At 48.3% G+C, this 22,306-nt stretch carries 8 protein-coding genes; 5 read left to right on the top strand and 3 right to left on the bottom strand.

Annotated elements, in window-relative coordinates:
* Positions 1-54: 54 nt before the first annotated feature.
* The 3 genes from C6H66_RS13840 to prtA form a co-directional block, all read right to left on the bottom strand.
* Positions 55-15,696, bottom strand: coding sequence for a non-ribosomal peptide synthetase (locus tag C6H66_RS13840; protein ID WP_105395877.1), 15,642 nt, complete (start codon positions 15,694-15,696; stop codon positions 55-57).
* Between the two features lie 244 nt (positions 15,697-15,940).
* A complete protein-coding gene (locus tag C6H66_RS25975) occupies positions 15,941-16,087 on the bottom strand; it encodes a hypothetical protein (protein ID WP_157297579.1) in 147 nt (48 codons plus the stop codon).
* A gap of 867 nt (positions 16,088-16,954) precedes the next feature.
* The gene (gene prtA, locus C6H66_RS13845) at positions 16,955-18,397 is read right to left on the bottom strand and encodes a serralysin (protein WP_105395878.1); all 1,443 of its coding nucleotides are present in this window, start codon (positions 18,395-18,397) and stop codon (positions 16,955-16,957) included.
* 845 nt (positions 18,398-19,242) lie between these two features.
* Here prtA and C6H66_RS13850 point away from each other — a divergent pair.
* The 5 genes from C6H66_RS13850 to C6H66_RS13870 all read left to right on the top strand — a co-directional run bounded on the left by C6H66_RS13850 (position 19,243) and on the right by C6H66_RS13870 (position 22,279).
* Positions 19,243-19,539 (top strand): helix-turn-helix domain-containing transcriptional regulator, encoded by a 297-nt coding sequence (locus tag C6H66_RS13850; protein ID WP_105395879.1) that lies wholly within the window; start codon positions 19,243-19,245, stop codon positions 19,537-19,539.
* Complete coding sequence (locus C6H66_RS13855; RefSeq protein ID WP_339416889.1) at positions 19,503-19,853, top strand: ABC-three component system protein; 351 nt, start codon at positions 19,503-19,505, stop codon at positions 19,851-19,853. The genes C6H66_RS13850 and C6H66_RS13855 overlap by 37 nt, the downstream gene beginning before the upstream one ends.
* The gene (locus tag C6H66_RS13860; RefSeq protein WP_046397736.1) at positions 19,837-20,088 is read left to right on the top strand and encodes an ABC-three component system middle component 8; all 252 of its coding nucleotides are present in this window, start codon (positions 19,837-19,839) and stop codon (positions 20,086-20,088) included. Before C6H66_RS13855 ends, C6H66_RS13860 begins: the two co-directional genes overlap by 17 nt.
* Positions 20,075-21,019, top strand: coding sequence for a hypothetical protein (locus tag C6H66_RS13865; RefSeq protein WP_214039315.1), 945 nt, complete (start codon positions 20,075-20,077; stop codon positions 21,017-21,019). Before C6H66_RS13860 ends, C6H66_RS13865 begins: the two co-directional genes overlap by 14 nt.
* A 90-nt stretch (positions 21,020-21,109) precedes the next feature.
* A complete protein-coding gene (locus tag C6H66_RS13870) occupies positions 21,110-22,279 on the top strand; it encodes an RNA-guided endonuclease InsQ/TnpB family protein (RefSeq protein ID WP_105395880.1) in 1,170 nt (389 codons plus the stop codon).
* Positions 22,280-22,306: the final 27 nt, after the last annotated feature.

Raw genomic sequence — 22,306 nt, forward strand, 5'->3', positions numbered from 1 at the left:
AACCGGACAAGTTATTTACTAATTACAACTTTTCATCACTCAATATCACCGGCATTACAGCGCCTCCGCTTCACAATTCATTGCTAACGCCATGCTTAAGGTCTTAGCCAAAACAGTTTTATTTTCACTATCTTCCATCAGACTAAAATGATCCCCCGGAACCGAGGTTAATTGTAGCGAAGAGTCAGGAACTATCTGTTCCCAACCTAACGACGGCTCCATCGTTACGGACTGTAGCGCAACCTCGGTAACAAACGGGATCTGCGGATAAGATTCCATCGCATAGAATTGATGCAGCGTTATCGCCAGAGCTTTCGGCTGATAATCCTTGACCATTTGGACATAATTTCCCATCTGTACCCAACGTTTGGCAATTAAGTCAGGGTGCAGATTTGATGGGTATAATTCCAGCTCCTGCGCGGCCGCAATAAATTGCACTAAATTTAGTTCATCCATTTTCTGATGCAATGCTTCAATCTCTTGAGGATGCTCATCCACTGACTGCCTTGCCAATTCAGCAAGGAACTGGAGTTTAGGTTGATCGACTCGTGTTTTGAAACAATGAGGAGCAGGCGTATCAATTAGCCCTAAGAAATTCACTGTCTCTCCGGCATGCAACAGTTGCTGAGCAATGGCATAAGCCAGTATGCCGCCAGAAGAGTAGCCGTATATCCGGTATGGGCCTTCTGGTCGCACCGCCTTTATAAAGGTGATCATTCTGGTCGCCAGCGCTTCAATGGTGGATACCGGTTCCTCATTGATGGACGGCCAAGGTAGCGCATAAATCGGGTAATCCGCCTGAATATGCTGCGCCAGCCCGAAAACATATGAGTAATCATCCATGCCGCTCGGTACGAAGAAGAGCGGCGGCTCGGTGCCATCCGGTCGTACCGGTATGGCGCTGATTTGCCACTGAGACAGCGGATCTGAGGTGATCTCCGCCACCAGTTCCGCCAACACCGGGAATTGGAACAGATTATTTAGCGAGCAAATTAATCCCCGTTCTGCGGCCAGATTGACCATCCGCATGGCGAGCAGCGAGTGTCCACCGAGGGTAAAGAAATTGTCATGCCGACCAATCCGCTCAACCCCCAGTAATTCACGCCAGATGGCCGCCAAGGCGATCTCCGTTTCTCCTTGCGGCACCTCATAGATCTGACGGGCAAACGCATTCTGATCAGGCGCTGGCAATGCCCGGTGATCCAACTTGCCGTTCGGAGTCAACGGAAAGGCGTCCAGACGCACAAACGCCGCCGGTACCATATAGTCAGGCAATAAAGTTCTTAAATGACGATGCAATTGGCTAGCCAGCCCGTTATCCTCTGGCGCCGCCACATAAGCCACCAGACGTTTATCCTGACCGTCACCTAGTGCTAATACTATCGCTTCGCGCACCGCAGGATACTCCGTCAACCGCGCTTCGATTTCACCCGGTTCAATACGGAAGCCACGAATTTTAATCTGCTGATCGTTACGCCCCACAAACACCAGATTGCCATCTGGCAGATAGCGGGCCAAATCCCCGGTGCGGTACATGCCGCCATCCGGTTCATCACTGAATGGATCTGTCAGAAAGCGTTCAGCCGTTAAATCAGGCCGGTTGAGATAGCCACGGGCGACACCGGCGCCACCAATGTACAATTCTCCCACTGCCCCAAACGGCACTGGCTGGCCGTGATTATCCAAGAGATAAATACGACTATTCGCTGTCGGGCGACCGATAGGGATCAGCACATCCGTATAGTCTGGCGGGCAACGCCAACAGGTTGCACAGACGGTAATTTCTGTCGGGCCATAAGCGTTAAACAGCGTTGCCCGACCACGCAGCGCTTGCAACAACGCCGCACTGGGTGCTTCTCCGCCCAGTATCAAGGTGGGTTTTATCGTTATCGCCGGTAAATAGGCCCCATCCCGTAGCAGAGCCGGAGTTAAACAGGCGTGTGTTACCCGCCGTTCTTCCAGATAACGCCACAAGCGCAGCGGGTCCTGACGAACCGTATCAACCGGAATGTCCAGCGTCGCACCCCCACACAGCGCCATCATGATTTCCCAGACACTGGCATCGAAACCAAATGAGGCAAATTGCAAGAGCCGACTATCCGCGTGAATGTCAAATTGGGTGATTTTCTCCCCAATCAGATTGACCAAGCCACAGTGTTCCACCATCACCCCCTTCGGCGTGCCGGTGGAACCGGATGTGTAAATCACATACGCCAGATGCCGTGAAGTGAGTTCAGGAACTTGCGGGTTGTTATCCGGTTGATCAGACAGGATCGTTGGATCAAGCACCGTTAATCCAGCAAGCGCCTGTTCGCCTAGCGCGGTGCGGCCCGCATTATCCGCCAGCACCACTGACGGCGCCGCATCCGTGAGCATATAAGCCAGCCGATCACCCGGATAAGATGGGTCCAAAGGAACATAAGCCCCACCCGCTTTCAATACCGCCAGTAGCGCGACCACTCTTGCCGGTGAACGCGTGACACAAATCGCCACCCGCTGATCAGGCTCCACCCCGAGTTCAATTAATTGATGAGCCAGTCGGTTAGCTCGCGCGTTCAGTGCCGCATAGCTGAGGGTTTGCTCTTCGTATATCAGCGCCGCCGCATCAGGATTTTTCGCCACTTGTTGTTCAAACAGGTGATGAATACACAACGGGGCGGAATGTGCCGTTTGCAAGCCATTGCCGATTTTCAGCAGCAGTTTCCTTTCGTCTGTCGGTAATACTTCCAACTGCCGAACCGGAGTTTCCGGGGCATGTTCAAGCGTGTCGACCAAACTTTCCAGCGCCTGTTGCATATAGCCACACACCCGATCAGCATCAAACGGCTGGACGATTTGCGCAGTCAGCCCCAATGCCTCACCAAAATCTTCCACCGACAGTGTAAACGGATAGTTAGTCCGCTCTTGCGCACCAAGAAATTCGACGCCGCTCATGATTTCATTCGATGTCAACGACGACACGTTGTGTCGATAGTTCAACAAGGTACTAAACAGCGGCGTTCCCCCTTGCACCCCGCTGCAACGTTGAGCCAGCGCCAGTGATGCATATTCGTGTTCCAATAATCCCGCCAGCCGGTGATGTGCTACCTGTACGCTGTCTCGCACCGGGGTATCATCCATATCCAAGCGGAGCGGCAAGGTATTGATAAACAGTCCCATGCCATTTTCAGCCCCTTCACCCGCCGCCATGCGTCCAAACAACACGGTGCCAAATACCACTCGCTGCTGTCCGCTGGTACGCGACAACACCTGTGCCCAAGCCAAGTGACACAGCGCCGCCAGACTGACATTCAACCGCCGGGCTTGACCACGCAAGCGCTCATTTAACTCGGGGGTCAACATCCGGTGCGATTCGGTCATCTGCGAACCATCATGGCGGACTTCTGTCAAGCCAAACGGTAATGTCGGTTCATCCACCTCAGCCAACATTTCAGTAAAGAAACGGGTATGTTCTGCCTGACTCATCCCTAACCGGGACTGCGCCACTAGATTGCGGAATGGCGCCGGGGCAGGTAAGTCGCTTTCCTGCCCGTCAAGGTATGCCTGAACTTCGTGACTCATCACATCCAACGCGGTATGGTCGCCAATCAAATGGTGCATCAGTTGCAACACAATCCAGCGGCCATCACTCTCCTGTGCCACCACAAAGCGCAACAGCGGCGCCTGCCCCAAATCAAGACGATATTGGCGTGGGTTAAAACGTTGCGCTAATTGTTCGCTGATCGACCCGTCAGCCGGATCTAATATCAGTTCCGTCACCGACAACCGCACTTGACGGCAGACAACCTGTACCGGCACGGATAATCCTTGCCAGATAAAGGCAGTCCGCAGGATGTCATGACGATTAATCACCTGCTGAACCGCCGCCAGATAACGATCCAATAGCGGCCGATCAGCAAAGGCCATTTGACCGGCCAACAGATAAGGATCGCCTTCGTCTGCCAGCAAATGGTGGAACAAGATCCCATCCTGTAACGGTGATAACGCATAGATATCCTGAATATTGGCTATCCCGCCCGGTACCTGCTCGATGATGTGATCAATTTCAGCTTGAGTAAGCTCAATCAGCGGTAACATCGCCGGTGTTAATACCGTGGCGGCTGGTGTAATGACGTTAGCCGGTACGCTTTCAGCCTGATTCAACCTCAATGTTTGCGCCAGTTCAGCCAATACCGGCGATTGGAACAGATCACGTACCGCCAACGTTAATCCCAAGTTACGCAGACGCTCAACCATGCGTACCGCGAGCAACGAATGGCCGCCCAAGGCAAAGAAGCTGTCGTACCGGCTGATCTGCTCTATGCCCAATAATTCACGCCAGATATCAGCCAGTACGGTTTCGGTTTCTCCCTGTGGCGCGGCGTAAATCTGGCGGGCAAAGGCTTCCTCCCCCGGCGCAGGTAACGCCCGGCGATCCAGCTTGCCGTTAGGCGTCAACGGAAAAGCCTCCAATCGCACAAAGGCCGCCGGTACCATGTAGTCAGGCAACAATCCGCTCAGATATTCGCGCAGACAGTTAACCAACCCGTCATCCTCTGCCGCCGCCACATAAGCCACCAGCCGTTTGTCCTGACCATCACCCAAGGCCAGTACCAGTGCTTCACGGACTGCGGGGTGCTCTGTCAGTCGAGTTTCGATTTCCCCCGGCTCAATTCGGAAACCACGGATCTTAATCTGTTGGTCATTACGACCAACAAACACCAGATTGCCATCCGGCAGATAGCGCACCAAATCGCCGGTTCGATACATTCGGGCATCAGCAATTTCACTAAATGGGTCTGCAAGGAAACGTTCATCAGTCAATTCAGAACGATTGAGATAGCCACGCGCTACACCGACGCCACCAATATAGAGTTCACCTACGCCTCCCAACGGCACCAGCTGGCCGAGAGCATCCAACAGATAGATACGAGTGTTGGCTGTCTGGCGCCCAATAGGAATGAGTTCATCCCCACAGTTTGAGTAACTTGAATAGTTTGATGGGCAACGCCAGCTCGTGGCACAAACGGTGATTTCTGTCGGGCCATAAGCATTGAATACCGTTGCCTTGCCGCCCAGCGCCTTAAGCAACGCCGCACTGGGCGCTTCACCTCCCAATATTAATGTGGGTTTTATTGTTATCGTCGGCAAATCGGCCCCATCCCGCAACAGGGCCGGAGTCAGGCAGGCGTGTGTTACCCCATGCGCTTCCAGATAATGCCAGAGAAGATTGGGATCTTGACGAACAGTATCAACAGGAATATCCAGTGTGGCGCCACTGCATAGCGTCATCATGATTTCCCAAACACTGGCATCAAAGCCAAATGAGGCAAATTGCAACATTCGGCTAGCGGAGCAAATGTCGAATCGGGCGATTTTATCCCGGATAAGATTAACCAACCCACGATGTTCAACCATCACCCCTTTTGGCGTGCCGGTCGAGCCTGATGTATAAATCACATACGCCAGATGGCGGGCGGTCAATGTAGGCAGTTGCGGATTGTCATCCGGTTGATCAAACAATGCATTAGGATCAAGGAGAGTCTGTCCCGCAAGCATTTGCTCGCCTAAAGCTGAACGTCCAACGCTATCGGCCAATAAAATAATCGGTTCAGCATCAGTCAAAATATGGGTCAGACGTTCACCTGGGTAGGCAGGGTCCAATGGCACGTAAGCGCCTCCCGCTTTTAACACCGCCAACAACCCCACTATCCGCGCCGGTGAACTTGCTACGCAAATCGCCACCCGCTGGTCCGGCGTCACACCCAGTGCAATAAGTTGGTTCGCCAATCGGTTAGCATCAGTATTCAATTCCGCATAACTGAGGGATCGCTCTTCACACACCAGTGCCGTGGCATCCGGGGTTTTCTCCACCTGCTGCTCAAACAGTTGATGAATGCACAACTGCTCAGGATAGGCTGTTTCAGTGGCGTTCCAGGTTTTTAACAACAATGTGCGTTCGGTTGCCGGCAGAATTTCTAACTGCTGTACCGGCATGTCGGGCGTCTGCTCAAGGGCATCCGCCAAACTTTCCAATGCCTGTTGCATATAGCCGCATATCTGTTCTGGATCGAACGGTTGCACTACTTGAGCTGTCAGTCCCAGATCGGAACCCTCATCTTCTACCGACAAGACAAACGGATAGTTAGTCCGCTCCTGTGCGCCAAGAAATTCGACACCGTTCATGATCTCATTCGGTGTTACCGGCTGAGTATTATGGCGATAGTTCAACAGCGCATTGAAAAGCGGCGTTCCACTGGCTACGCTACTGCAACGTTGCGCCAGCGCCAGTGAAGCGTGTTCATGTTCCAGCAATCCCGCCAATCGGCGATGCGCTATACGTACACTATCCCGCACCGGGGTGTGATCGATATCCAACCGCAACGGCAAGGTGTTAATAAATAGCCCCATGCCACTATCAAATCCTTCACCCGCCTGCATACGTCCAAACAACACGGTACCGAACACCACTTGTTGCTGACCACTGGTACGCGACAATACCTGCGCCCAAGCCAAATGACACAACGCCGCCACACTGACGCCCAACCGCCGCGCCTGACCACGTAAGCGATCGTTTAGTCCTGTCGGCAACATTCGGTGAGATTCCGTCACCTGTGAGCCATCATGATGTGCTTCCGCCAACCCAAACGGCAGCGTCGGCTCATCCACCTCAGCCAGCATGTCGGTAAAGAAGCGAGTATGTTCTGCCTGACTGATTCCCTGCCGAGCCTGTGCCACTAAATGGCGGAACGGGACCGGCTCAGGCAAGCTGTCCATTCGTCCCGAGAGGCACGCTTGTACTTCGCTGTTCATCACCTCCAACGTGGTATGGTCGCCAATGAGATGATGCAACAATTGCAATACAATCCAACGGCCATCGCTCCCCTGTGCCACAACGAAACGTAATAACGGCGCCTGATTCAGGTCAATACGATGCCGACGCGGGTCAAAACGTTGGGTCAGTTGGTCACTTATCGGCCCATCCGCCGGGTCGAGCGTCAATTCCGTCACTGACAAAGGCGCCTGACGGCAAACTACCTGAGCCGGCGCAGATAATCCTTCCCAAATAAAAGCGGTACGTAAGATATCATGGCGGTCAACCACCTGTTGAACCGCCGCCAGATAACGGTCAAGTAAGGGCCGATCGGCAAAAGCCTGTTGAGTGATCAGTAGATAGGGATCGCCCTCATTTGCCAATAAATGGTGGAATAAAATGCCATCCTGTAACGGTGACAAAGCATAGATATCCTGAATATTGGCAATTCCACCCGGTACTTGCTCAACAATGCGATCAATTTCAGCTTGAGTCAGATCAATCAGCGGCAACATGGCTGGCGTCAGCACCGTCGTATCCACTGTAATACGGTTATCAGGCACGCTAATTTCACGATGCTGCGCCAAGGATTGGGCCAATACACTTAATGTCGGATGCTGGAATAGCGTTTGTACCGATAGCCCTAAACCAATACGTCGTAAACGTTCAATCATCCTGACAGCCAACAGCGAGTGACCGCCCAAGGCAAAGAAACTGTCATGCCGACCGATCTGCTCAAGATTCAGTAATTCGCGCCAGATAGCCGCTAACGCTATCTCAATTTCCCCTTGTGGCGCTTGGTAAGCCTGGCGGGCAAAAGCGTCCTCCCCCGGTGCGGGCAGCGACCGACGATCCAGTTTACCGTTAGGGGTCAGCGGAAAGGCATCCAAACGCACAAAAGCCGCCGGCACCATATAGTCAGGCAAAATATCACTCAGATGTTTACGCAGTTTGGTTGCTAGCTCGTCATCCACTTGCGCCACCACATAAGCCACCAGACGCTTATCCTGTCCGTCACCTAACGCCAATACCAGCGCTTCACTTACCGCAGGGTGTTCAATCAGTCGTGCTTCAATTTCTCCCGGCTCAATGCGGAAACCACGGATTTTAACCTGTTGGTCATTACGGCCAATAAACACCAGATTGCCATCCGGCAGGTAACGGGCTAAATCTCCGGTCCGGTACATTCGGGCATCCGTCTCATTACTAAACGGATCATTCAGGAAACGTTCAGCGGTCAATTCAGGGCGATTGAGATAACCACGCGCTACCCCAACGCCGCCAATATACAATTCTCCCACTGTGCCCAATGGGACCGGCTGGCCGTGTTCATCCAGCAGATAGAGACGTTTGTTGGCGGTCGGGCTGCCGATGGGAATGAGTCCCCCGGTATAATCTGGCGGGCAATCCCAAGTGGTCGCACACACAGTGGTTTCCGTCGGCCCATAAGCGTTAAACACATCAGCCCGGCGGCACAGTGCCTGAAATAACGCGGGACTTGGCGCTTCTCCTGCAAATATTAATGTTGGTTTTATCGCTATCGCCGGTAAATCGGCGCCATCGTGAAACATAGCCGGCGTCAAACAGGCATGGGTCACCGCCTGTTCTTCCAGGTAATGCCAGAGACGCTGTGGATCTTGCCGCACTGTTTCGGTAGGAATAACCAGCATGGCCCCACAGCTTAGCGCCATCATAATTTCCCAGACACTGGCATCGAAACCAAATGAAGCAAACTGCAACATTCGGCTGGCAGAGCAAAAATCAAACTGGGTAATTTGTGTCAGTGTCAAATTAACCACGCTACGATGTTCAATCATCACGCCTTTTGGTCTGCCGGTTGAACCGGAGGTGTAAATCACATAAGCCAGATGCTGTGGGGTCAATCCAGAGACTTGCGGGTTATTATCCGGCTGCTCCGGCAAGGTATTCGGATCGAGCACTGTCAGCGTCGCCAGAATGTCTTCACTTAGCGCAGCCCGCCCGACATTATCCGCCAGTAAAATAACCGGTGTCGCATCAGTGAGCATATAAGACAGGCGTTCACCGGGATAGGCGGGATCTAACGGCACATAGGCTCCGCCCGCTTTCAGCACCGCTAACAACCCAATTATTCTCGCAAGTGAGCGTGTCACACAAATCGCCACCCGCTGATCCGGCGTTACGCCTAAAGCGATAAGCTGATGGGCTAACCGATTGGCGCGGACATTCAGTTCCGCGTAGCTGAGCGTCTGGTTTTCATAGATTACCGCTATGGCGTCCGGGGTCTTTTCTGCCTGTTGTTCAAATAGCTGATGAACACATACCTGAGTAGGATACGGTTCTTCGGTCGCATTCAAATTCTCCAGCAATAACTCCCGTTCCGCGGATGACAAAATATCGATAGCCGTGACCGGTTGCTGAGGCTGGCTCACCATTGCCCGCAATATGGCCTGCAAATAACCCACCTGCCTTTCGATGGTTTCATGGTCGAACAGGGCGGAAGAGTAGTTCAGTTCTCCGACAATTTCGCCCGACTTCTCCGTTAATTCCAGTTGCAGATCGAATTTCGCTATATCATATTCCAGCTCAAATGGTGTTACCGCCAATTCCGGTAATTGCCATTCCTCTGTTTCATTCTCCTGCCAGGCAAACATTACCTGGAACAGTGGAGTATGCTCCGGTCTGCGCGGCGGTTGAACAATTTCCACCACCTGCTCGAAAGGCAGATCTTGGTGCTCCTGCGCTCCCAGTGTCGTCTGCCGCACACGACGCAGTAGTGTGTCCACATCCGGCATGTCGGATAAATCGATACGCAACGCCAATGTGTTAACAAAGAAGCCAAGCAGTGGTTCAATTTCCCGCAGATTGCGGTTAGCGCTTGGTATACCAATGACGACATCATCCTGCCCAGACAAGCGCGATAGCAATGCAGCCCAAGCGGTCAACAGTGTCATAAACAGTGTGGCGCCGTGCTGTTGTCCCAGATGTTTTAGCGCCTGTACCAACGGAGCATCAATGTGCACCGCTACCCGGCCACCGGTAAATGATTGTTGGAAGGGTCGAGGTCTGTCTATCGGCAATTCAAGCAATACCGGTGCATCTGCCAGTGTACGGCGCCAGTAATCACTCTGTGCCTGTACTCCTTCACCAGAAAATACCTGCCGCTGCCAGGCCGCATAATCAGGATATTGAATGGTCAATAGCGGCAACGGATCAGGCTGTTGATTTAGACTAGCAGCGTAAAGAGCCACCAGTTCTGATTCAAGTATCTTTAAAGACCAAGCATCGGAGATAATATGATGCTGAGTCAGTAAGAATATATGCTCTTCATCGGCCAGTTGGATCAGTGCACAACGAATTAGGGTGCCACGAGCAAGATTAAACGGCGTTTTAGCTTCCTGTGCACACAAACGCTTAAATTGTTCGTTCACGTTAGATGCTTTACGCAAATCGTATTTTTTCACCGGTAGACCAAATTCCGCCGGTAACAGTTCAACCTGAGGCTGACCATCAACTGTGATAAAAACAGAACGAAGCGCCTCGTGGCGAGCAAACAGGCGATTCAAGGCTTGCTGCCAAGCAGAAAGGTTTAGCTGGCCACATAAACGCAAGGCTGTCGGAACATGGTAGGTATCACTCACCCCCTCAAATTGCGCCAGAAACCACAGACGCTGTTGACCAAACGATAAGGGCAAGACACTATCACGAGATATTGGCCTAATTGCAGGCAATTTATCATTGCTCGCATGACGTTGTGCGCAGATCTTCTCGGTAAACGCAGACAGTGACGGAAACATAAACAACGCGGCCAATGGCAGGTCGACACCGAAAACAGCTATGCGGTTCATCATCCGTACTGCCAGTAGTGAATGTCCGCCTAGGGCAAAGAAATTGTCATGTCGGCCGATCTGTTCAACGCCTAGTAACTCACGCCAGATAGCCGCCACTGCAATTTCCATTTCCCCTTGTGGCGCAACATAAATCTGGCGGGCGAAGGCATTTTCTCCCGGCGCCGGTAATGCCTGACGATCCAGCTTACCATTTGGGGTCAGCGGGAAGGCATCTAAACGTACAAAGGCCGCCGGTACCATATAATCAGGCAACATAGCGCTCAAATGGGTGTGCAAACTGGCCGCCAATCCGCTATCCGCTTCGGCTACAATATAGGCGACTAAACGCTTATCCTGCCCATCCCCCAAGGCCACAACCCGCGCTTCGCGCACCATAGGATGTTCCGCCAATCGGGCTTCAATTTCACCCGGCTCAATACGGAAACCGCGGATTTTAATCTGCTGGTCGTTACGGCCAACAAACACCAGATTGCTGTCCGGCAAGTAGCGCACCAAATCCCCGGTTCGGTACATCCGGGCATCGGCAACATCACTAAATGGGTCAGCCAGAAAGCGCTCGTCAGTCAGATCAGGACGATTGAGATAGCCACGAGCAACACCATCCCCACCAATATAGAGTTCCCCCACCGCGCCTAATGGGACTGGCTGGCCGTGGTTATCCAACAGATAAATACGCGTATTCGCTGTCGGGCGCCCAATGGGAACCAATAGGTCGGTATAGTTTGGCGGACAACGCCAACTGGCGGCACAGACGGTAATTTCTGTCGGGCCATAAGCATTAAATAGCGTTGCTTGATGACTTAGCGCCCTTAGTAGCACGGGGCCGGGGGCTTCACCGCCCAATATCAACGTCGGTTTTATTGTTATCGTCGGCAAATCGCCCCCTTCTCGCAACAAAGCAGGGGTCAAACAGGCATGCGTCACCGATTGTTCTTCCAGATAATGCCAGAGACGACGCGGGTCTTGACGAACAATTTCGGCAGGAATAATCAGGCTGGCTCCACTGCCTAATGCCATCATGATTTCCCAGACACCGGCATCAAAGCCAAATGAAGCAAACTGTAACATCCGGCTAGCAGGGCGAATGTCGAATCGGCTGATTTTATCCCGAATAAGATTGACCAACCCACGATGTTCAATCATCACCCCTTTGGGCGTCCCGGTTGAGCCGGAAGTGTAAATCACATAGGCCAGATGGCGGGAGGTCAATGCAGGAACCTGCGGATTGCTGTTCGGCTGGTCAGGTAAGATATTCGGGTCTAGTACCGTCAGCCCCGCAAGCGCTTGCTCACCCAATGCGGCCCGCCCGGTACTGTCCACCAGCGCTATTGTTTTCAACCCCACGGTCTTTAATCCCATTACCTTCAACCCCCTAGCCGGGGCTACATCGGTCAAGATATGCGACAATCGTTCTCCCGGATAAGCCGGGTCCAACGGTACATAAGCCCCGCCCGCTTTTAGCACCGCCAACACCGCTATCACCCGCATCGGTGAACTTGCCATGCAAATCGCCACCGGTTGATCTGGTACAACGCCCAAAGCAAGCAGTTGATGGGCAAGCCGGTTAGCGCCGGCATTCAGTTGTTCATAACTTAGCGTCTGATTTTCAGACACCAGTGCAGTGGCTTCTGGCGTTTTCTCTACCTGTTGTTCAATCAACTGATGGATACAGAGTTGTTCAGGATAAGGTGTTTCTGTCGCGTTCCAAGTTTCCAGTAATAATGTGCGTTCCGACGCAGGTAAAACGTTTAACATCCGTACTGCCGTTTCCGGTGCGAGTTCAAGAGTATCCACCAGACTTTCCAGCGCCTGTTGCATATAACCGCATACCCGTTCTGAATCAAACGGTTGTACCACCTGTGCAGTCAGCCCCAATGTGGCGCCGCCATCCTCCACTGACAGGACAAATGGGTAGTTGGTCCGTTCCTGTTCACCCAGAAATTCGATACCCGGCATCGTTTCATGCGGGATCATCGGTTGCTCATTATGCCGGTAGTTCAACAGGGCACTAAAAAGCGGCGTGCCTCCCTGTACTCCGCTGCAACGTTGAGCCAGCGCCAATGAAGCATGTTCATAATCCAGCAATCCAGCTAATCGGGTATGCGCCACCCTGACGCTATCCTGTAGCGGAGTATCATCGATATCCAACCGTAGTGGTAAGGTATTGATAAACAGCCCCATGCCGCTGTCAGCCCCTTCCCCCGCCGCCATACGTCCAAACAGCACAGTGCCGAACACCACTTTCTCTTGTCCACTGGTACGCGACAACACCTGCGCCCAAGCTAAGTGACACAGGGTTGCCAAACTGACCCCCAAACGTCTTGCCTGCGCACGCAGACGATCATTCAACGTGGAAGAGAGCATCCGGTGCGCCTGTACGACCTGAGAACCATCACGATGAACCTCAGTCAACCCAAACGGTAACGTCGGTTCATCCACTTCCGCCAACATGTCGGTAAAGAATCGGTGATGCTCTGTCTGGTCAACCCCTTGCCGAGCCTGAGCCACCAGATTGCGGAACGGTACCGGCGCCGGTAGATTGTCGCCCTGTCCGTCAAGGCAGGCCCGAACTTCGTGGTTCATGACTTCTAGCGTAGTATGGTCGCCAATCAGGTGATGCTGTAATTGCAGTACGTACCAGCGACCATCCGTTTCCTGTGCTATCACAAAACGCAACAACGGCGCCTGATTTAGATCGAAACGGTGTTGCCGCGGATCAAAACGTTGCGCCAGTTGGTCACTGACCGGCCCATCAGCCGGGTTTAGCGTCAGTTCAGTCACTGACAACGGGGCCTGACGCCAAACCACCTGCGCCGGAACGGATAATCCTTGCCAGATAAACGCGGTACGCAAAATATCATGGCGGTCAACCACCTGTTGCACCGCAAATAAATAGCGGTCTAACAAACCACGGTCAGCAAAGATCATTGGATAGGCCAGCAAGTAAGGATCACCCTCTTTCACCAGCAGATGGTGAAATAAGATACCGTCCTGCAACGGTGACAGCGCATAAATATCTTGAATATTGACCACCCCGCCCGGTACCTGCTCGACGATGTGATCAATCTCAGGCTGAGTCAAATCAATCAGCGGCAACATCGCTGGCGTCAATGCAGTGGTCGCCGGGGTAATAACATTCGGCGGCACTGCCACAATCTGATGTTGCTCCAATGTTTGGACCAACTCCGCCAATATTGGCGATTGAAACAGATCACGGGCAGCCAATGTCAGCCCTAAATGGCGTAGCTGTTCAATCATACGTATGCCGAGCAGTGAATGACCACCCAAGGCAAAGAAGCTGTCATACCGACTTATCTGTTCAATACCCAGTAACTCGCGCCAAATAGTCGCCAATGCAATTTCCCGCTCCCCTTGCGGTGCGGAGTAAACCTGACGAGCAAAGGCGTCTTCACCCGGTGTCGGCAATGCCCGGCGATCCAATTTGCCATTGGGAGTTAGCGGGAATTCATCCAGACGCACAAAGGCCGCCGGCACCATATAATCAGGCAACCGCGCACTTAAATGTTCACGCAAGTGAGTAGGCAATTCGTTATCCGACTCTGCCAACACATAAGCAACTAACTGCTTGTTCTGCCCTTCGCCTAACGCCAATACCACCGCTTCACGTACTGTCGGATACTCCACCAAGCAGGCTTCAATTTCCCCCGGTTCAATCCGAAAACCCCGGATTTTCACTTGCTGATCGTTGCGGCCAAGGAATTCTAGATTGCCATCCGGCAGATAACGGGCCAAATCGCCGGTCCGGTACATCCGCGCATCCGGTACATCACTAAATGGATCAACCAAAAAGCGTTCAACGGTCAATTCAGGACGATTGAGATAACCACAGGCTACCCCGTCGCCTCCAACATAAATCTCGCCCACCCTTCCTAATGGCGCCGGTTGGCCTTGCTCATCCAGTAAGTAAACCTGCGTGTTAGCAATGGGTCGACCAATAGGGATATTGGTTGTTCCTGTGGCTAAAGCTTCAATCCGGTATGTGGTGGTAAAGGTAGTGCCTTCGGTCGGTCCATAGGCATTCAATAACTGCTGAGGCGGGTTGTTACGTAAAACTTGGGTAATCACATGGGGATCAAGGATATCGCCGCCGACAATGAGGATTTTCATCTGTGGCAGAACTGGAGACAACTCCGCCGCCAGCCGGTTAAACAGGCCGACGCTTAACCATAAGATATTAATTCGATAACGGTCTAATGCCTGTACAAACTCCTGTGGCGTCAACAAAGTCGTGTGGTCAATGACTACCAGCGCCCCACCATTGAGCAAAGGGGCCCAGACTTCAAAGGTGCTGGCATCGAATGCGGGATTAGCCGCAAAGGCAACTCGGTCATTGGGTTCAATTTCAACATAGCTATTATTAATAACCAGCCGGACCACAGCACGGTGAGGCACGATCACCCCTTTAGGGGTGCCAGTCGAGCCGGAGGTGTACATAATATACGCTGGCGCGGTACTGGCACAAAGTAAGTCAGGATTAAAACTTTCTTCCTCCTTGCTCACGTCTGTCTCATCAGAAAGACGAATTAGCGGAACATCCAGATCAGCCGGGATATCCACCTCTGCACTGGTAAGCAACAATTTGGCTAAACAATCGTTTATCAGCCAATTTTTTCTCTCGTTCGGCGCTCCGGGATCGATAGGGACATAAACCGCCCCCGCCTTAAGAATAGCCAATTGAGCCACCACCAATTCGATAGATCGCTCTAACAGGATTGCCACATGATCATTCGGGTCAACCCCTTGTTTAATCAGTTGATGAGTCAGTCGGTTAGCGCGAGCATTCAATTCCGCATAACTCAGGGTTTTATCCCCTGCCATTAACGCTGTGGCTGTCGGGGTTTTCTCCACTTGCCGTTCAAACAACTGATGAATACCTAACTGGTCAGGATAGACGGTTTCAGTGGCGTTCAAGGTTTTCAACAGCAGTGTGCGTTCAGCTTCTGACAACAAATTAAGTTTCTGAACAGATAGGTCATCACCAACCTTTTCTGACGGTACTTGTTCTAATCCAGCGTCAAAGATAATTTCCTTTTTAGCCATGCTATCTTTCATATACTTACTACCTCAACGAATCTGTTATACCCGTTATCTTTCAAGTTGCCTCTTTGTTGGCCGCACTCACTCACCCCGGTCACATAGTTTCCTATGCTTCCGGGGATTCGCTCGCTTGCCGTCGCGACGCATCTTGAAATCCATAGGGTATAGTTATTTGAAAACTGTCATTCTCAACAGTCATCACAAATGTTTTGCCCTTATTTCTTTCCTCAAAGAAATAAAAACAGGCACACACCAAGCATCAATTAAGATCCTCAGACAGCACATTCTCTTGGATGCTGGATGTAATAGTCCGGCTGATAACCGCATAATTAACAATTCTGCGACAATTATTTTCCCGATAACGGAATAAACGGCTCATCCAGTGAACCGGCAAAAGATATTTCATTTTTTTCCTGTTTTTTTAATAAGCGTCTTTGATTTTGTGCAACTTTTTATTGGCCGATGCTGAATTCCATAACTAAATAAAAATGGATTTATTGAATATATTTACTGGCATGAGTGTTAAATCCCTGTTGTATTTTGTCCATTTTGAATTAATATCAAATGTAAATTATTTCATGAAAAATCAAGTAATTATAAAGACAAATTAAACCTCCTGATCCCCAATTAATACCGAATTTACCTTGATAATTCTCTGTAAGATTAACCTCCTCGTATTCCGACGTGAAACAGATTGCGCCATAAAAAGTATGATTTATCATTTGGTTATATTAATTAATGTATATTTATACACGTAAAAATTATCAACCTGCCTGATTACATATTATTTTATAATAATCAAATTATACAACTAATGTAAACGTTAATTACACTTAACACCGATATGAAACAATTTCAAACTAAAACTAAATTCCATATATATTGTTTTTCATAATGAAATAATACGACCAATGTATATATTAATTATGTTTAATATCAACAATAAATAATTTTAATTTAAAAATAAATTATTTTGCGATTGTTTTTAAATCCAAATATCACATCATTCATTACTTATCCAAATATACTTGACTACTTATATTATAGAAAAATGGTAGATTAGGAACTCCAACCACATGGACAGGAAACAGAGGACAGTAAACAGAGGACAGTAAACAGAAGACAGAAGACAGGAAACGGAAGACAGAAGACGGAAGACGGAAGACAGGAAACAGAAGACAGCAAAATTATACGTCCAGACGCTCAAAGTGACTAAACGAATAACCGCATCCAGTCAGATGCGGTTGTGTTGTTGTATTATTGTATTGTTGTGTTACGCAAGGATGAAATCGGCCTCTGTCAGCGGCTCTCCAACGATCTTCACTCCAAAACCATCGTGGGATAATTCTCCCCCCATATTAATCACGAAATCATTTACCTTATTAACGCTATCATAGCTAATCACTGCTTCCCCAATAGCGCCAGTGAATTCTTCGACAAACTTAATACTCCCTTTTCCTGATTCGCCCAGATCGAACAATGACACATCAATCTTGTCCTCACCGGAAATAAAGTCATGAATCCAATCACGCTCAAGAAAAGGTGATTCCTTGGCATTCAAGTAGACAAATGTATCTTTGCCTTCCCCGCCCCAAAGATTATCTGCTCCCAGTCCACCGTAGATAATGTCATCACCGGCACCACCCTTTAAAATATTGGCGGCGTCATTCCCTATCAGAATGTCATTACCACTGCCGCCAATCGCATTTTCAATCGTGACGCCACGGGCAATAGAGATGTTTCCTTTCAAGCCACCCACGTCCGAGAAAGAAGCTTCATTCAAGTTAATACGTTGATCCTGAGTAAAACCAGAGAAATCAAAGGTATCATTCCCACCCGCATCCCAGGCGGTAAACACGAGTTTGCTCTTTGCATCTTTTGCCGTAAAAAAATCGCGATCGGTATTGGAATTAAAACCATATACAGTGTCATCGGCACGGGTAGTATTATTCGTTCCATACAGCGACTGAATGGCTGAAATATCGTTAAGTAATGGCGCAGCAGAATAAATACCTTTAAAGTCCTGCCCGGTATTTTTTTCACTGAAATAACCCATGACGGTATAAGCACCGCTATCTTCAAAATAGGTAGCTTTGTTCTTATAAGTCGGTATTACATCATCAGACGCATCATAATCAGCCGGATGATCCAACCCCAGTGTATGGCCGATCTCATGAGTAAATGTATGCCGGCCATAACCATTCAATTCAATATCATTTTTTAAGAAAGTACGACTTTCCGCATTATACCAAGTTCCTACCTGTGTCAAAGATGGGCGCGGCATCTCAGCAAACGCATAATCCCCTGTTAAACTAATATTAAAGAAACCAAAAGTGATATTCGCCTTGCTAGCATCAGAGGTTTCCGTGAATTTAATATTCGCGACATCAGTCCAAGATTGAATTGACAGTTTTGCAGCAGCTTTTTGTTCTTCATTAAATGCTGAGAATCCATAAATAATCCACGGCATATTATCTGGTTCACTCTCCAGAAAATTATACGTTAATTGGAAAGTTTCAGATTTGTCATTACTCTGATGACCCCAACGGTAATCACTTCGGATTAACTCTTTCGCCGCATCTTTACTAGGCTCATGCCCAACAACAATATTAGGATCTTTACCTGGAATATAAGCCTGTAGCCAGGTCAATACCTCATTTGCCTTTGCTGAACCACTAACTTCTTCCAAATATGAAATTTTCCTCTTTAAAGACATATATTTCTCCATAAGTTCAAAGCTTAGATATAAAAACCTGTTTATTTAGTTAAATAACCTGTCAATAGAATCCATAAGCAATGGGCTATCCCGGCCACGCAATTAAACATCCCTTCCCACAAAAGTAACATTAAAGCTAATTACGTAAAAAACAATTAACATATTTTTTTAATATAAACGTGATAAAAATAGCATAAAACAAATAAATAATTGTTTTATATAACATAGCTATTTAAGGCAAAAAATATTGCTAATTCTTCATTAGTATTTTATTTTAAAATTATTCCAAATTTAATTATCAACATAGTAAACTTAAAAAAATTTATAAAGTCATTATTAATGATTTTATTAAGTAACTATTTAAACAGTCCAAAAAAAATAAGGGCAATATGTATTACCAGATAATACTTCATCTATTATATAAAGTTTTTTCCTGACAGAATTAAATTGGATTGCCATGAAAAAATGGCAGTGTCAATTATAAATGATTTCATTTATTTAGAAAATGAGAGTTAATATATAATGGAATAATTTAATCATTTACAGATTATTATGAATTGAATTTATTTTTTCGTCATTATCTTTGGCATTAAATTTTGCTATTATTTTCTCGGTTTTTTAATTTATTAATTTAAATCTCCGATTTAATATCATCCTATTATATATAAAATAAAACTGGATTATAATCATCTCCTTCTGATTTTTAGTTTATTCATTATAGTTAAAGGATAGCCTATTGATGAATAGACTATCCCAGTTTTTTAGCTAAGATTACTATTTATAGTTTATATCTTTTAAGCTACAGTACTCTAACTTCTGATAGTTGGTTAAAAGGGGTAGGAAAATTGGATAAATCTGTAAAAAACAAGAGGGCTATTGAACACCTTAGCCCAGAATTGAATGAGGACAGGAAAACTCAAGATGTTCGCTTGTTACTGGAAACTGCAAGACAGGTTGCCGAGGCTCATGGTAGATTATCCTTTATTGCTAAAGAGACTGGTTTATCTAGAGAATCTCTCTATAGAGCGCTCTCAGCAACTGGGAATCCGACCATAAGAACTCAAAGAAAGGTTTATCTACGAAAGACGATCCACCAACTCCCAGGATACCCTATAGTCAGAAAAACCAAATTAACAACATGAGTAGCGAATATGCCGAAATACTAAGAAGGAGATATTTGAAAGAGACCGCTCAGATTAAAGCTTTCCTGGCTGCACCGGAAAATGCAGAAATTATGCAGCTTTATGAAAATGTAGTTGAAGAGTTTCAACTTAAAATAATTGTAAAAAGAAAGGAATATCAAAACTTTGATAGCGTAATGAATTACCTTTTCGATCTTCTTTTTGGAAGGGACCCTGTTCTAAAAAAGCATAGACGACTTACTAAAATAATGCTTTTTTACATGTATTGGAATTGCGACATCGGTAGTAAAGAAGAATATGCTGCGACCAACTAAACATTCTCATCCAGACAGGACAGTAATCAATGTAGCTTTGATTATTCTTTCACGTCTTAAGGGATTGAGAATCGAGAGTTATAGCGACCTGTTGAGCTATACAAAGAAAGCAGTTTCCGGTGGTGATGTATTGTTTCTCCCAGCTCTAAACTTTTTATTTATTATGGGTATCATTGAATATCGTCCTAAAACTGATGCCATTGAATATGTAGCTAATAACAATGAAACTATCTAAGATTTACTCAAACAAGCCATCTCTTTTTAAGCCCGTTACTTTTTACGAAGGGCTTAATGTTATATATGGTGAAATTCGGCTCCCAGAAAACAAAGAAAAAGACACACATAATCTAGGGAAAAGCACATTAGGTCATGTGATAGACTTCGCTCTATTATCCAAGCGAAATCCAAACTTTTTCCTATTTAAACACCCTGACATATTTAATCAGTTTGTCTTTTTTCTTGAGATAGAACTAAAAGATTCAAGTTTCTTGACTATCCGTAAGGATGTTGCCCAAGCCGCAAAAATACGCTTTAAGAAACATCAAGAAAAAAATCAAGATTACTCTCTTTTGCCTACAGGGCAATGGGATCATGAAGATGTTTCCTTTGATAAAGCCAAAGAGCTGCTAGATAGTTTACTTGATCTTAGCGTGATAAAACCTTGGGATTATCGCAATAGTCTTGGATACCTTATTCGATCTCAGGATGATTATAGCGATGTCTTCCAATTGAGAAAGTTTCGTTCCAAAGATGCATCATGGAAGCCCTATCTCTCTCATATACTCGGGTTTAATGCAGAGCTTATAAAAGAACACTATGAAAAAGAAAAAGCTCTGGAAGAGAAACAGACAACTGAAAAAGCGGTAAAGAAAGAATTGGGAGAGTCGTTCGAAAACATCAGCAAAGTTGAAGGTATTTTGCTATTAAAGAAGAAAGATGCGGAGAAGAAACAAGAACTTCTTGATGCGTTTGATTTCCGACAACAAGATAAAGAGAAAACAAAAGTTCTTGTTGAAGAGATAGATGAAGAGATTGCTAGTCTTAATCAGGAAAGATATTCATTAAATCAGAATAGAAAGAAAATCCTAAAATCCTTAGCAAAAACCGCCGTAAACCCTTGTCCAGTGCGGGCGGGGATATCAGGCGAAAAGCCCAGAGGGCTTTAGGGCTGGCGACTCCGACGTCTCCTGACTGAATGGATATCTGCTGGTAAAACAGGCTAAAATGAATCCACTTTTTTTCAATGAGCGCTGAATATGTTAAGAGCGACCAAAGTCCGCATCTACCCCACACCCGAACAGGCAGAGTATCTTAACGGCCAGTTCGGGGCGGTCCGTTTTGCGTACAACAAGGCGCTGCACATCAAAAAGCATGCCTACAAACGTCACGGCGTGAATTTAAATCCGCGCAAAGACCTCAAACCGTTACTGGCGGTCGCGAAGCAATCCCGCAAGTATGCCTGGCTCAGGGCATATGACTCCATTGCATTACAGCAGGCGGTGATCAATCTGCATATTGCATTTGATAATTTCTTCAATCCGAAGTTGCGCGCCCAATTTCCCACGTTCAAGCGTAAACAGGGCAAGCAATCCAGCTATCACTGTGTTGGGGTGAAAGTGCTGGAGGGCGCGGTGAAAATCCCGAAATTGTCACCGATAAAGGCCCGCATACACAGAAAAATTGAAGGGAAAGTGAAGAGCATTACTCTTTCTCGCACCGCCACGGGAAAATATTTCGCCGCTATCCTGTGTGACGATGGCAAAGAGGCGCCGGAAAAGCCGGGCGTTATCACCCGCGTGACCGGGTGTGATATGGGGTTATCCTATTATCTTGTTCAGTCGACCGGGGAGAAGGTCAATAACCCGCGTCACCTTATCAACGCCGCCCGTAACCTGCGTCGTAAGCAGAAATCGCTCTCCCGCAAACAACAGGGCAGCGCTAACCGCGGCAAGGCCCGCTTACGTCTAGCGGCCGTCCATGAGCGGGTAGCCCATGCCCGCGCCGATTTTCAACACAAACTCTCTCGAACAATGGTTGACGAAAACCAAGCGGTCATTGTTGAGACGCTGAAATCGGCCAACATGATGAAGAATCACCACCTTGCCCGCGCTATCGGGGATGCGGGCTGGCATGGCTTCATCAAGAAACTGGAATACAAAGCCACAGCGGCGGGCGTTCATTTGGTCAAACTGGATCAGTGGTTCGCCAGTTCGAAGACCTGTCATTGCTGCGGTCACAAAATGCCGGAAATGCCGCTGTGTAAGCGGATCTGGCCATGCCCTTGCTGTCGAGTCGAACATGACCGCGATATCAATGCGGCGATCAACATCCAGCACAAGGGCATAACAGAATTACAGGCGGCGGGACTCGTCGTCTCTGCCCACGGAGGCCAGCGTCAATCCGTCATAAAGACGGTGGCGGCCTGAGAAGTGGGAAGCCTCGCCGTTTTTTAC

Source organism: Photorhabdus hindustanensis, assembly GCF_002968995.1.
GTDB classification, from domain to species: domain Bacteria; phylum Pseudomonadota; class Gammaproteobacteria; order Enterobacterales; family Enterobacteriaceae; genus Photorhabdus; species Photorhabdus akhurstii.